The 13,945-nt window shown below is 31.7% G+C and carries 12 protein-coding genes; 5 read left to right on the forward strand and 7 right to left on the reverse strand.

The features are described from left to right. Positions 1 to 17: 17 nt before the first annotated feature. The 7 genes from ACFFGA_RS07985 to ytxJ all read right to left on the reverse strand — a co-directional run bounded on the left by ACFFGA_RS07985 (position 18) and on the right by ytxJ (position 8,025). The gene (locus ACFFGA_RS07985) at positions 18 to 773 is read right to left on the reverse strand and encodes a hypothetical protein (protein WP_386062198.1); all 756 of its coding nucleotides are present in this window, start codon (positions 771 to 773) and stop codon (positions 18 to 20) included. Positions 774 to 827: 54 nt separating this feature from the next. Beyond that, a complete protein-coding gene (locus tag ACFFGA_RS07990) occupies positions 828 to 1,124 on the reverse strand; it encodes a hypothetical protein (protein ID WP_386062201.1) in 297 nt (98 codons plus the stop codon). A gap of 181 nt (positions 1,125 to 1,305) precedes the next feature. Beyond that, positions 1,306 to 2,190 (reverse strand): hypothetical protein, encoded by an 885-nt coding sequence (locus tag ACFFGA_RS07995; RefSeq protein ID WP_386062204.1) that lies wholly within the window; start codon positions 2,188 to 2,190, stop codon positions 1,306 to 1,308. Between the two features lie 192 nt (positions 2,191 to 2,382). Next, the gene (locus ACFFGA_RS08000) at positions 2,383 to 3,903 is read right to left on the reverse strand and encodes an RNA-directed DNA polymerase (protein ID WP_386062207.1); all 1,521 of its coding nucleotides are present in this window, start codon (positions 3,901 to 3,903) and stop codon (positions 2,383 to 2,385) included. A gap of 160 nt (positions 3,904 to 4,063) precedes the next feature. Then, positions 4,064 to 4,708, reverse strand: a complete 645-nt coding sequence (locus ACFFGA_RS08005; protein WP_386062210.1) for a DUF2971 domain-containing protein — start codon at positions 4,706 to 4,708, stop codon at positions 4,064 to 4,066. A gap of 217 nt (positions 4,709 to 4,925) precedes the next feature. Beyond that, positions 4,926 to 7,496 carry an AAA family ATPase gene (locus ACFFGA_RS08010; protein WP_386062213.1) on the reverse strand — a complete coding sequence of 857 codons (2,571 nt, stop codon included), beginning with the start codon at positions 7,494 to 7,496 and terminating at the stop codon, positions 4,926 to 4,928. A gap of 112 nt (positions 7,497 to 7,608) precedes the next feature. Next, complete coding sequence (gene ytxJ, locus ACFFGA_RS08015) at positions 7,609 to 8,025, reverse strand: bacillithiol system redox-active protein YtxJ (RefSeq protein ID WP_386062216.1); 417 nt, start codon at positions 8,023 to 8,025, stop codon at positions 7,609 to 7,611. A 242-nt stretch (positions 8,026 to 8,267) separates the two neighbouring features. Between ytxJ and clpB the strand changes: the two genes are divergently transcribed. From clpB to deoD, 5 genes are all read left to right on the forward strand, one after another. Then, positions 8,268 to 10,874: an ATP-dependent chaperone ClpB gene (gene clpB / locus ACFFGA_RS08020; protein WP_386062218.1), complete on the forward strand. Its 2,607-nt coding sequence runs from the start codon at positions 8,268 to 8,270 to the stop codon at positions 10,872 to 10,874. 253 nt (positions 10,875 to 11,127) lie between these two features. Then, positions 11,128 to 11,724 (forward strand): TetR/AcrR family transcriptional regulator, encoded by a 597-nt coding sequence (locus ACFFGA_RS08025; RefSeq protein WP_386062221.1) that lies wholly within the window; start codon positions 11,128 to 11,130, stop codon positions 11,722 to 11,724. 54 nt (positions 11,725 to 11,778) lie between these two features. Beyond that, on the forward strand, positions 11,779 to 12,258 hold the full coding sequence (locus tag ACFFGA_RS08030) for an acyl-CoA thioesterase (protein WP_386062223.1): 480 nt from the start codon (positions 11,779 to 11,781) through the stop codon (positions 12,256 to 12,258). A gap of 259 nt (positions 12,259 to 12,517) precedes the next feature. After that, complete coding sequence (deoC, locus tag ACFFGA_RS08035; protein WP_386062226.1) at positions 12,518 to 13,180, forward strand: deoxyribose-phosphate aldolase; 663 nt, start codon at positions 12,518 to 12,520, stop codon at positions 13,178 to 13,180. Between the two features lie 27 nt (positions 13,181 to 13,207). Next, a complete protein-coding gene (gene deoD, locus ACFFGA_RS08040) occupies positions 13,208 to 13,906 on the forward strand; it encodes a purine-nucleoside phosphorylase (protein ID WP_386062228.1) in 699 nt (232 codons plus the stop codon). Positions 13,907 to 13,945: the final 39 nt, after the last annotated feature.

The following is a 13,945-nucleotide window of genomic DNA, read 5'->3' on the forward strand; positions in this document are numbered from 1 at the left end:
TTCCCAGCAGTCTATAATTATTTAGTTTTATTTTTGCGAATAATTCTTGTACGAATATTTGCAACTATTCCCACAAGAGCTAAACGTTTAACACCAAAAATAGAAAAACGTATTTCAGCAATATTTCGGAATAAAAATGCTTGTTTACCTATGTAATATCCTCGTTTAATGTAAACGCTTGTGTTTTCTTCACTTGGCAAAGACTTGATTGCGTTTAATAATTCTTCTTTACTAAACTGACTTTTCTCTCCAAATTTTTCGATATCTTCGATTAGTTCATCAATAAGTGTATTTAGTTTATCATCAGAAAAACTTAAATAGATGATTTTATCTTTCTTTTTCTTTTTAGCAATAATGAAATCTTTCTTCTTCTTAATTTCATTAGCCTTAGTATTATTTTTTTTATTAATCTCTAAATTAGGGATATTCAAAGATTCTAAATATCTCATATCGCATATTACTTTCACTAAAGCTAATCTTTTTCCATTTCCAAAAATTGAAAATCTTGCTTCCGACAAATTGTTAAAAATAGAAGCTTGTTTACCTAAATAATAATTACTTCTTAATTCCGAACTTGTATTATGATTTCTTGGTAAAGATTTGAATGCAGATAAAAGTTCCTCTTTGCTAAATTCAATTTTTTTTTCAGATTGGGAAACTTGTTTTATTATTTCATTAATTACTTCGTGTACTCTTGATTCGGAAATTGTTAAATATAAAGCTCTACCTTTTCTATTTTGCTCAGTAATATAGAGTTCATTGTTTTTTGTCAATTCCTTAATTTTATATTCAAAACTTTCCTTTTTTAAATCAAAAACAGGATTGTTTTATATAGCTTTATTTTCTATTAAATGAGTGACATATTTCCCTCCATCTACAAATTCATATACTGAATATTTTTTCAACTCATCAGTATTATCATCTAAATTAAATTCTCTAATTATATCAGATAATTTCTGACTACAATTTATTGTTTTTTCTCCATCATTTATGATTAAAGTAATATTTCTACTTTGATTCCACCAACAATCGATTTCGTCAATTTTTATTTTTGAGAATTGTCCAATGAATTGTCCTAGATTCCCGAGATATTTGCCTTCAAATTTATTGTCGAATGATTTCATTATTTTTAAAGTTCACTTTGCTTGCAGGTAACGTGTTTGTATAATATTAGTTGCGTGGTTTAAGCACCTAATTTAGGAAACACAAACCGAATAGAAAATTTGCGAGGATTTTCGTAAGTAGGCGAGTGCTAGCAATGAATTATACACGGTGTTAGCAGCTGGTTTTATTATTTTTATTTTGTCAATCAATTCCAAGTTTTTTTTCCTTATCTCTCCATTGCTTACCGAATTCAATTTGTTCTTCTACTGCTTTTCGTTTTTCTTTTGGTAAACATTGAATACAAGTTGGATATTGAATTCCCTTGTAGTACTCCTTACATTTTGGGCATAATTCCATTCTGTATAAGTCATAATTCGAAGCACATTTTCTACAAGCTGTTATTGTGTTCTCAAAGGAAAGGTATTTGATGTTGTCGTTTAGATAAAGTATAAACGCATTTTTTTCTATAGATTCAGCGTCATTATTTTTTGCTATATCTCTTTGAAACCAATACTTAATGTTTGAAATGTTATGTTGATTTCTCCATTTATCTTTAGAAACAAAGCATTTATCTCGCACTTCATAAGCATCCTTATCTTCGAAAAAAATAGAAATCAGTTCAATTGCTGACCTATAATTCGCTTCTTCAAATTCGTGCTTACAATCAGAACATCGATATTTTGGAATTTTTCTTACCCTTTCATTTGGATTCTTATTCATACAATTCGGACATAATGGAATCGCTACATATTCATAATTATTTAGTACGTGATTTCTAAATACGGATTTGTCAATTTCTGAATTGTTATCTATATAATGATTTGTATAGGTTCTTGTTATCTCTCTTAAATACTCGTTGTATTTCTTTGGATGAGAAAGATGCTGTATCGTTAAAGTTTCTGTACTACTACAAATTTGGCATTTTTCTTTAATGAATTTTATCCTTCTTTCTTTCCAATCTTTTGTATGCCAAGACCTTTGTCCTTCTTTGAAATCTTTCCAGCATTGCTCTTTTGCAAGTTCTATCCCAATCTCATTATTTATGAGTTTGTCTCTTAATTCTATAAGCTCATCGAGTGTTAACATTCGAATTCTATTATTAAGTGTTGATGAACGCAATGTCAGTTTAACTTGCTACTAACGGTCTCGTGTATGAGTAGTAGCGGATTTCTACTCACAAACCTTTCGATCTTGCACTGACCTTTATTTTATTTTTATACTTTCGTTTTATCACTTAAGCCGCTATTACTTATACACATTGTTAGCCATTCGCCTTTTTTATCTATAAGCTTGTTTTACAAATGATATTCCTGAATTTTGCTTCATTGCTCTGAATTCGCTTGATAATTCAGTCCAAGCAAGAACCTCATAAATAAACAGCCAAAATCTGTCAAAATCTGGTTTTAGTTTTCGAGCTATTTTTCTATAATCTGTTAGAGAATTGCCAAGTCTTTTTTCATACAAATATGCAAGAAGTAGATAAACAGTATCTTCTGATTTTTCTGAATTCTTTTTTAAATCCGTTAGTATTCCATCTAATTGAAAATTATATTTCAATGACCAAAATAAAGCGTAAGAGTTTGCTTCATAGAATCGCTTTTTCAAGCCGTATTCATAGATGTTTTGGGAAATATTCTTGATTTCGTTACTCGTTAAGTTTTGTGGTTCAAAAACGTATTCGTCAAGTAAGTGAATTAAATAAGGAAACAATAAAACCAAATGATGAATTTGATTTATAAAATACTTTCTTGCATTTACTCCTATATGTTTTTTTGAAATGATTTTTATTGCATAGTTAAGTATTGCACTATCTTTTTTCTCATCGAGAAACAATTGAATTGTAAAATCAAGAAAAGCTTTTAGCTCTTTTAGTCTCAATGATTCCTTTCCTTGATGTTGATAAGTGTTTGTGAAAATGTAGTTGTTTAACTTATTTACCCAATTTTTAACACTTGCTTGAGGTAATGGAACTATTTCTGACTTTTTGTCGTTTAGTTTAAGTTCATACTTTTTAAGTTCTTCGGATAGGTCAATTAGAAAGTTTTCTGCTTGTTCGTATGACTCAACATAACAAGTATAATCATCTATGAATCGTAAGAAGCTGTATCCTTTCTGAATTAATGATTTGTCTACTTTGGCTAAAATAATTTCCGAAATCAGATTAGAGACGTGCGGACCAATCAAAACGCCATTAGTTTCTCCGTACTTTACATTTCTGGTGTAAAAATCTAATTGATTAAACCATAAATGAGAACCTCTATTAGCTCTTAATTTGCAAAATTGCTTTCCTTTCAAAGCCCAAGGAATTGAATGGCTGTATATGCTAGGAAAAAAATTCGAAATATCAGCATTTACTAAATATTTACTTTTAATTAAAAGTTCTTCCTCTGGCGAATCATCCTTTTCGTAATTTTTATAATTCATTTCAAAAAGTGCACACGTATTGTCCATTTTTCTTAAATGAATTCTGCTTACTTTATATTCTTGATTTCTAGTTTCAAATTCAAAGAATTTTTGAATCCGATTCCAATCTTGCGATATTGAATTGCAAAGGTTCGTATATGCAAATGGTTCGGGAATAGCCATAGGTCTTGGAATATTAATATTCCGCATACTTGAGTATCGAACATAATCTTTGTCTTTTACATTAGTTATCGGTAAAGAAAGAGTTTTGGTATAATCAAGAAAATCAGAACTTGTCAAGAAATTTGGGATTTTTTCAGCGAACATTCCACATCCAATAAGTCCATCATAAATTTCATTTGATGTTATTTCGTTAATGTAATCAGAGTATTTCAAGTTCGTTTTTTTTAGGTGTTTGCCAACGGTTTTGTATATGATACGTTGCGTGGTTTAGCACATAATTTAGCAAATAAAAACCGAATAGAAAATCCGCGAGGATTTTCGTAAGTAGGCTCTCACTAGCAATGGATTATATACGTTGTTAGCAAAAGTATTTTTACAACCAACTATCACTAACTTTCGAATAACATATTTCAAATTCAAGTTGATATTCTTTTTTTAGTAGTTCTATTAACTTTCGAAATTCAGGTTTTGAATTCGGCGAAATATGTACTTTTTTGATTAATGTGCTTAAATCTATTTCAACTAATTTACTTTCGGGTTCTTCGTCATCTTTGGTTATAGTTACACATCTAATTTCATTTTCAAATCGGTAGAAATCTAATTTAGTAACGAATGGATAAAACATATTAGAAGTCGAAAAATGATAATTATCTTCATTTATGTAATTAACTTCTCCGATATATACAATTCTGTCCGTTTTATTAAACGATTCTTGAAGTAATTTCAAGTCAGTTTCTATAGCAATTCCAGTTTTGTCTTTAGCATACATTTTCCACATAGCAAAAGATTCTCTTTCAGCATAACTCCAGGATGAGATTAAATGATTTTTTCTTAAAGTACTTTCAAGATAATCGTTCAAGTCTTGATTATTTCTATTACCTCTTTCATTATCCTGTTCAATCATTCGTTCTAATATGAAATGAGGTATTCTCCCTTCATTATTGTCTCCAAGATTATCAGAATTTGAAAAGAAAAGTGATTTTGTTTCTAAAAGATTCAAGAATTTCCAAAAATCCATATATCTCCAAATCGGTTTATCGAAAGAGTTTCTTGTTTGGAAAACGTAATGTTCATTGTACATATGCTTTTTGGAATATTTTTGCTAACGGTCTTGTATATGAAAAGTAGCGGATTTTACGCATTAACTTTTCGGATTATAACTGACCGTTATTTTATTATTTATCTTTCGTTTAAGCATTAAAACCGCTATTTTTTATATACGTTGTTGGCGGTAGTTATTTTCTTGCCTTAAATTTCGTTAACCAATCACTTACTTTTTCCATATCATTTTTTAAATCATCTGGGTCAATTGGCTTTGTTGGTATAGAAGCAGATTGCGAATGTTCATATATTGAGTATTTAGTCATCATATCCTCAATTAATTTAATATCCGTCAGATTGATTTTTACTAGAGGTTCAAGTTTATCTTTGGTCATAATACTTCTTCTATACCTTAGAACAACTGAATTTAATAAATCAACTTCTACGATTCTTTCTAAAATGATTCGGAAATCGCTACAAATTGATTTCGCGATTGGTAAGTATTCAGCAGTTCCGATTGTTTTTTTAACCTTTACTGCTTTAGGTAAACGCTCATTTATTAAAGTGTTCAAAGCCTTAGAAGGTCTTTGCGAATCAATAAATGGACTTGATGGTTGACCATTGCCCCAATCTTCAGATAAAATAGTAACATTATTCGCTTTAACCTTTTGACTCTTAACTTCATCATTAAGTAGACTTAAAAAGGATAATCTATGAGTGAAAATAATTACTTGTCTTGTTTTACTTAATTCAACTATTCTTTTTACTGTATTTTCTTCATAATCAACGTCCAATGAAGAAATAGGGTCATCGAATACGAAAGGTGAATTATAAGTTTTATTAGATACGTCAGCTAAAAATGCCGCTAATGATACAATCCTAAATTCGCCCTCACTTAATACATTTTCAATTTTCTCTGTTAGAATTGAGTTCTTAAGTTTAATCGCATAATAAACTTTCCCTTTTGCTGTTTTGGATTTTACTATTGTTACGTTCAAATTATCAGCACCAAGTGCTTTTAATTCATTTTCGAAATTTTGAATAAATTCCTTAGTTACTAAATTTTCTGCTAGTTCGGATTTCTTTGTTGATAAGGCATTTGTACTGCATAAAGATTTAGCCTTATTTAAGTCAACAAGACTTTCTTTATCTGAAAGAGCTTTACTTATTGCTTTTTTGTTGTCAACAATCCATTTCTCGGCTTTTAGCTCCAAAATTTTCTCTTCATTCAGCTTTGTGCCTTTAGAAGTTTTGGCAGTTTCAAGTCCTTTAAGTTTCTTTTTAATAGATGTTAATTCCTTTTTAAGTAGTTTCTGAATTTTGTAATCAGCTACTTTTACAAGTTCTGTTTCTTTTTTTGCTTTTAAGAAAGATTCTTTGCGTAATTCTAAATTTTCAAATGATTTTTGAATTTTTGTTTTTAAGTCTGAAGAAAGAGAGGATTTGGATAATATGGCTTCTTGTAATTCTTTTTCCCAAAAACTTGGTAGATTCTCAATTTTTTCTTCGAGGTTTTCTTTCAAAAGATTTAACTCTGTGTTGAACTTATTTTTTATAAATGTTTCGAGAGAATCGAATCGTGTTATTGCATCTTTAGATATTTCTTGTTGACATAATACACACCTTGCATTGTTTTCTGTATTAGGAAATGATTTAGTAGGATAGACCTCTTTATTCGAAAATTCTCTTGCAGCTTCCCAAAGTACTTTCCACAAGCTCGTTGTAATTCCATCAATTTTATTGCCTTTTAGTAGCTTTTCACTATTCTTTATCTGCTTTTGTTTTGAAGCAATATCCTTGTTGATTTTATTAATTTCTCTAAACTCTTTTAGACTTAATTGATTAACTAATAATTGGTTCTTATTAATAATCTTTTCTATACTATCAGATTGATTTTTTAAAGAGAGAAATAAATCAGAATTCTTGCTATTAACAAGTTGCACTTCAAGACTTGTTTGCTGTTTCTCTTTCGTTTTATTCCAAGCAGTTTTTTTTAAATCATTATTGAAGTCTTTAGTATTTGATAATGAATTATATTTTTTGAAGATTGATGTGTTTTGAAGGTTTGAAGGAAAACTAGGAAGAGTAGGGGAAAGTTTATTGATTTTTTCAATTACAATATTGTTGACTTTATCAGAAGTATCAGATAAATAAGTTAGAAACTTTAGAACAGGTGGTTCATAAGTAACTTCATTATTTTCCATTACATAACTAATTCCAGAAGATGTATCGAAAATATCAATAGTTTTTAAGTCATTTTCAATTTGATTTTCAGGTTTCCATTTTATCTTTTCTGTTTTACCATTTTTGATTATCTCAAAGTCACATTCTTGGTTTTCTTTCCCTTTGAATACATCACATAATAAATCTTCACTTTTTCGAGCACCACAAGCTTTTTTTAAAATTCTAACATACCCAGATTTACCAGAACCATTTCTCCCGTAAACGATTGTAATATTATCAGATGAAAGTTCGAGAGGTTCTTTTGGGTTTAAATTGTTTATGCCTTTTATGTTTGATAAACTCTTTAACTGAACAGTACCTTTATTCGTATTAGTGCCGAAATAAGTGCTAAAAGCTTTCTTATCAATTTTTGCTTTTCCTTTCTTTGATTTAGCTTCTTGGATACATTTATCTCCTAAATCATTAATTTCAATTTGCGAGAAAGGTCGATTGTTTTTGAACAACAAATTAATAGAAGAAACTAGCCACTCAGGTCGTTTGTCTATCCAAGCTATTATTTCGTCTATTGTAGTTTTATTCATTTCGTTTAATTACCGCCAACAACAGAATATAATCAATAACTATATCCACATTATACCAACCACTAAACTAAAACATAAAATCCACAAAATCAATACGTAGAACTACGTAATTTTAAAGGTATGCACTCAAATCCAAATCATTAATACCACCATGAGAGGCGTGTGCCACCACTACTCCATTTTTTAGGATAAGAAGTTGCGGAGATTCGTGCATCACTTGGAATTTATACCCCACTTCGTTAGAGACGTCTCTATAATTTAATAAATCGAGATAGTATAAATCAGCATTAGCATCTAAATCGTAATCAGACACAAATGCATTCATTACCATACGGCTAATACCACAGCGTGTAGAATGCTTAAAAATAAGTTGGGATTTGGTTTTAGAAGCTTCTTCTATAGCATCGAGTTGTTCAATAGTGTTTAGAGCAATCCACGGTAATACTTTTTCTTCCTCTTTGTTCTTTGAAGCTTTTACAGAAGATGATGGTTCAGACGAACTACCAAACATTTTATTAAAAATTCCCATAACTTTATACGATTATATGTAGTGAGTCGTTAACATTTTTAAATCTTACAAACTGACGAAACGTCACGTTATTATTAGCAAAAACAGTCATTTTGTCGTTTTTTCCTCACCGTTTTGTATTGGTAAGGTTATTGAAATATAACAATAAAATTATAAAACAATATTGTCATTCAGAGCGCAAGCAAAGCAACTTTAAGATTGCCACGTCCTAGGTCCTCGCAATGACAAAAAATAACATAAATATGAACTTTAATAATTATACAATTAAATCACAAGAAGCCATACAGCAGGCACAACAGCTTGCTCAAGGTTTTGGTCATCAGCAAATTGAAAATGAGCATTTGTTTAAAGCGCTCTTTGAGGTTGATGAAAACGTATTACCATTCCTTCTTAAGAAGTTGAATGTTAATGTAGCCATGCTACAACAAATTTTAAACAAAGAACTAGAAAGTTTTCCTAAAGTTTCTGGCGGAGACATTATGCTCTCTCGCGAAGCAGGAAAAACACTAAACGAAGCGTCTATCATTGCTAAAAAGATGAATGACGACTTTGTGTCTATTGAGCATTTGGTCTTAGCCATTTTTAAATCAAAAAGTAAGATTGCGCAGATACTAAAAGATCAAGGCATTACAGAAAAAGGTTTAAATGCCGCTATAGAAGAACTGCGCAAAGGAGATAGAGTAACTTCCCAAAGTCAGGAAGAAACCTATAATTCTTTGAATAAGTATGCAAAAAACTTAAACCAGTTGGCCAGAGATGGTAAGTTAGATCCAGTGATTGGTCGTGATGAGGAAATTAGAAGAATCCTTCAAATCTTATCGCGTAGAACTAAAAACAACCCTATTTTAGTTGGTGAACCTGGTACTGGTAAAACAGCAATTGCAGAAGGTTTAGCACACCGAATTATAGATGGTGATATTCCAGAAAACCTTAAAGACAAGCAAATTTTTGCCCTAGATATGGGTGCACTTATTGCTGGTGCAAAATTTAAAGGTGAATTTGAGGAGCGTTTAAAAGCCGTTATAAAAGAAGTAACCACTAGCGATGGTGACATAGTGTTGTTTATAGACGAAATCCACACACTTGTTGGTGCTGGTGGTGGCCAAGGTGCTATGGATGCCGCAAACATTTTAAAACCTGCATTGGCTCGTGGAGAGCTTAGAGCTATTGGTGCAACAACCTTAGATGAATATCAAAAATATTTTGAACAGGATAAAGCGCTAGAGCGTCGTTTTCAAAAAGTAAGCGTCGATGAACCAGATACAGAAAGCGCTATTTCAATTCTTCGTGGTATTAAGGAGAAATACGAAACGCATCACAAGGTGCGTATAAAGGATGAAGCAATTATTGGTGCTGTAGAGCTTTCTAATCGCTATATTACTAATCGTTTTCTTCCGGATAAGGCGATTGACCTTATGGATGAGGCGGCTTCAAAATTACGTATGGAAATCAACTCTAAACCTGAAGAGTTAGATGTACTTGACCGTAAAATCATGCAATTAGAGATTGAGCATGAAGCAATTAAAAGAGAAAAAGATGAGACTAAACTTAAGTCTTTAAAAGCAGATTTGGCAAATCTTAAGGAAGAACGCAACGAGCTTAATGCCAAATGGAAATCTGAAAAAGAAACGGTTGAAAACGTTCAGAATATAAAACAAGAGATTGAAAACTATAAGCTTGAAGCTGAACGTGCTGAGCGCGAAGGAGATTATGGTAAAGTAGCCGAAATACGCTACGGTAAGATTAAAGAAGCTACAGAGCAGCTTGAAGCATTTCAAAAACAATTAGCAGAACAACAAGAAACCGCCTTAATTAAAGAGGAAGTGACTTACGAGGACATTGCTGATGTTGTGGCGAAATGGACAGGAATTCCTGTAACTAAAATGATTCAGAGCGAACGCGAAAAGTTGTTAAAACTTGAAGACGAATTACACAAACGTGTGGTTGGCCAGGAAGAAGCTATTGAAGCGGTAAGTGATGCTGTAAGACGCTCTAGAGCTGGATTACAAAACCCACAAAAGCCAATAGGTACATTCCTATTTTTAGGTACAACTGGTGTTGGAAAAACAGAATTGGCAAAAGCACTCGCAGAATATCTGTTTGATGATGAAAATGCTTTGACACGTATAGATATGAGCGAGTATCAAGAACGTCATGCTGTGAGCAGATTGGTTGGTGCGCCTCCAGGATATGTGGGTTATGACGAAGGTGGTCAGCTAACCGAAGCTGTAAGACGCAAACCTTATTCTGTGGTGTTGTTGGATGAAATTGAAAAAGCGCATCCAGATACCTTTAATATCCTGTTGCAAGTTTTGGACGAAGGTCGCTTAACGGACAATAAAGGTCGTGTTGCAGATTTTAAGAACACGATTATAATTATGACGTCTAACATGGGAAGTCAAATTATACAAGAGCGTTTTGAGGCCACAAAAGACATTAAAACAGCTATTGAAGGTGCTAAAATTGATGTACTTGGCTTACTAAAACAAAGTGTTAGACCAGAGTTTTTAAACCGAATAGATGACACTATTATGTTTACACCTTTATCTAAAGAAAACATTGTAGATATTGTTGGGCTTCAGTTAAAGCACATTACAAAAATGATTGCAAAGCAAGGCATTACTTTTGATGCCACACCAGAAGCTAAAGCGTATTTGGCTGATAAAGGTTATAATCCAGAGTATGGTGCCAGACCTGTAAAACGTGTGATTCAAAAAGAAGTCTTAAATCAACTCAGTAAAGAGATTTTAGCTGGACGTGTAACTACAGACAGTATTATTCTACTTGATGAGTTTGATGACAAGCTTGTCTTTAGAAATCAAGGAGATTTGGTTGCCGAGGAATTATAAACAAATTTTGAAACAAAGCGTAACAAAATAGTTTTAAAACAGTCTTTATATTGATTGGTTGGTATAAGCAACACTGAACTAAAATCGAAAAGCTATCGATTTTTGGGATGTGTTGCTTACCTTTTATAAACCTATTACTCTATTCAAATTTAATTAGAGTATTAAACGAACTTGCTACACTTCAAAATTATCTGATTTTTTAAAAAGTAAATAAAAATATACCGATTGGTATATTTTTACTACATTTGTTATTATGCTAACAAAATCAGAGCTTACCAAACAGTATATTTTAGAAACTGTAGCGCCAATTTTCAATAAAAATGGTTATGCTGCAACTAGCATGAGCGATCTAACCACTGCTACAGGTCTTACAAAAGGTGCTATTTATGGCAACTTTACAAACAAAGAAGAATTAGCGATTGCCGCTTTTAAGTTTACTATAAAAAAGATAATGGCTCTAATTGCAGCACATATTGAGCAAAGTGATTCGCCATTGCAAAAGCTGTATTTAATTTCAGATTTCTATAAAAATTACTATTCGTTAAGTAAAACTTATGGAGGCTGTCCGGTTTTAAACATTGGTGTTGATGCTAATAACCAAAATTCTGAATTATTAGAAAAAGTAAGGCAAGTTATAGAACGCATACAAGACCAAGTGGCTACAATTATAGAGAATGGTATTGAAGCTGGTGAAATTTCGACAGAAATTAATGCCATGCAATATGCCAAACGCATTGACTCTATGATACAAGGCGCAATTTTTATGACTTACACAATGGATGATGAATTTTATATGCGTGATGCCATGAACCAAATCGATAACATGATTACTAACGAAATTAAAGCATAATATTTTTTTTAACTAAAAATATACCAATTGGTATATTATAAAATCAAAACAAAAATGAATTTACCTAAAGTCGTAGAAAGCAAAGCAAAAATAAGATTCCAGGATTGCGACCCGTTCAACCACCTAAACAACGGAAAGTATATTGATTATTTTATGAATCATCGTGAAGACGAATTAATAAAAAATTACAATGTTGACATATACAAAATGGCAAAACTTCAAGGTAAGAGTTGGGTATCTAACAGTAATCAAATAGCATACTTAAGACCAGCTTTGTTAATGGAAACCGTGATACTAGAATCTCAATTAATATATTTTGATGACAGTAACATAAAAGCAGAAATGCGAATGTATAACGAAGATAAAACGCAGCTAAAGTCAATCATTTGGTGTGGATTTACACATTACAATCTTCTTACCCAAAAACGAGAAACACATTCTGAAGACATTATGAGTTTATTCAACAACATCAATAATCCAATACCAGAAAGCTCATTTGAAGAACGTATAATGACCATAAAAAAGAAGGTTTAAATTTTTCATTTTTCTTGAGTTTACTCAACTTTTACTATGTGTCTAGCATTGAAGTAGTTTCGAAAGTTATTAACAATTATTCGACGAAATGCATAATAAAATTTAAAATTTTAAGTTCTTTTTAACGGATAAATCATTAATTTTATCGAGCTATTTAATTCCAATTTTACTTAAAGACGTTATTAAACTTGTCTAGTTTTCCCTCAAAAAACAAGGGATTACTATAGTATTATTTTGTCAAAACCCTACTTATATATAAATGGAATTAAATAAATACATAGACCACACTTTATTGAGTCCTTCTGCAACAGAAGCAGACATTCTAAACCTATGCGACGAAGCCCTAAAACACAATTTCTATTCAGTTTGTATTAATAGTTGCTATGTGCCAATAGCAAAACAAGCTTTAGGAAGATCTAACGTAAAGATTTGTACCGTTGTAGGCTTTCCTTTAGGAGCAATGTCCACCGAAGCCAAAATTTTTGAAGCCAAAAAAGCCATTGAGCAAGGAGCTTCGGAGATTGATATGGTTATGAATATAGGTCGCCTTAAAAGCAAAAACCATGTTGCTGTTTTAAAAGACATAAGCGATGTAAAACGCTCAATTGGTCTTACACCTCTAAAAGTTATTTTAGAAATTAGTGAGCTTTCAAAAAACGAAATCGTAAAAGCCTGCGAAATCTGTATCGATGCAAAAGCAGATTTTGTAAAAACTTCTACTGGTTTCTCAAAAAGCGGAGCAACACTAACTGCGGTTAAAATCATGAAGAAAAGTGTTAGAGACCATTTAAAAATAAAAGCTTCAGGAGGTATAAGAGATGCAGAGACAGCACAAAAATATATTGAAGTTGGCGTTCATAGAATTGGTACATCTTCAGGTGTTGCTATGATGACCAATCAAATTGCACATTCTTCTTATTAATTAAAACACAATGCTTAATTTTACAGCATGAGTGTACACATCGGAGCAAAAAAAGGAGATATAGCAGAAACCATTTTGCTACCTGGAGATCCATTAAGAGCCAAATGGATAGCAGAAACATTTTTTGAAAACCCTATATGCTTTAACGAAGTTAGAGGCATGTATGGCTACACAGGCACATACAATGGTAAACGTGTTTCTACTATGGGTACTGGAATGGGTATTCCAAGCATTTCAATCTACGCCAATGAGCTAATCAAAGAGTTTGGTGTTAAGAATCTAATAAGGGTTGGCAGTGCTGGCTCATATCAAAAACACATTGAAATAAGAGATGTCGTTTTAGCTATGGCAGCATCATCCACGTCTGGAGTAAACGAATTGCGTTTTGGTGGAGCAGATTATGCTCCGACTGCAGATTTTAATTTATTTATTAAAGCTGTTGAAGCCGCAAAAGCTAAAAACATTCCTATTAAAGCTGGTAATGTGTTATCTTCTGATGAATTTTATGAAGATAATATTGAATCCTATAAAAAATGGTCCAAATTTGGTGTTCTGTGTGTTGAGATGGAAGCAGCTGGTCTATACACAGTAGCGGCAAAACACAATGTCAATGCTTTAGCTATACTCACAATATCTGACTCTTTAGTTACAGGAGAAAGAACTACAAGCAAAGAACGCGAAACCACTTTTAAAAATATGATTAGAATTGCCCTTGAATTGGCTTAGAATTTATTTAACATACTTTTAAAAAAACTTTTTACACTT

It is taken from the genome of Winogradskyella pulchriflava, from assembly GCF_042434315.1.
GTDB lineage: Bacteria > Bacteroidota > Bacteroidia > Flavobacteriales > Flavobacteriaceae > Winogradskyella > Winogradskyella pulchriflava.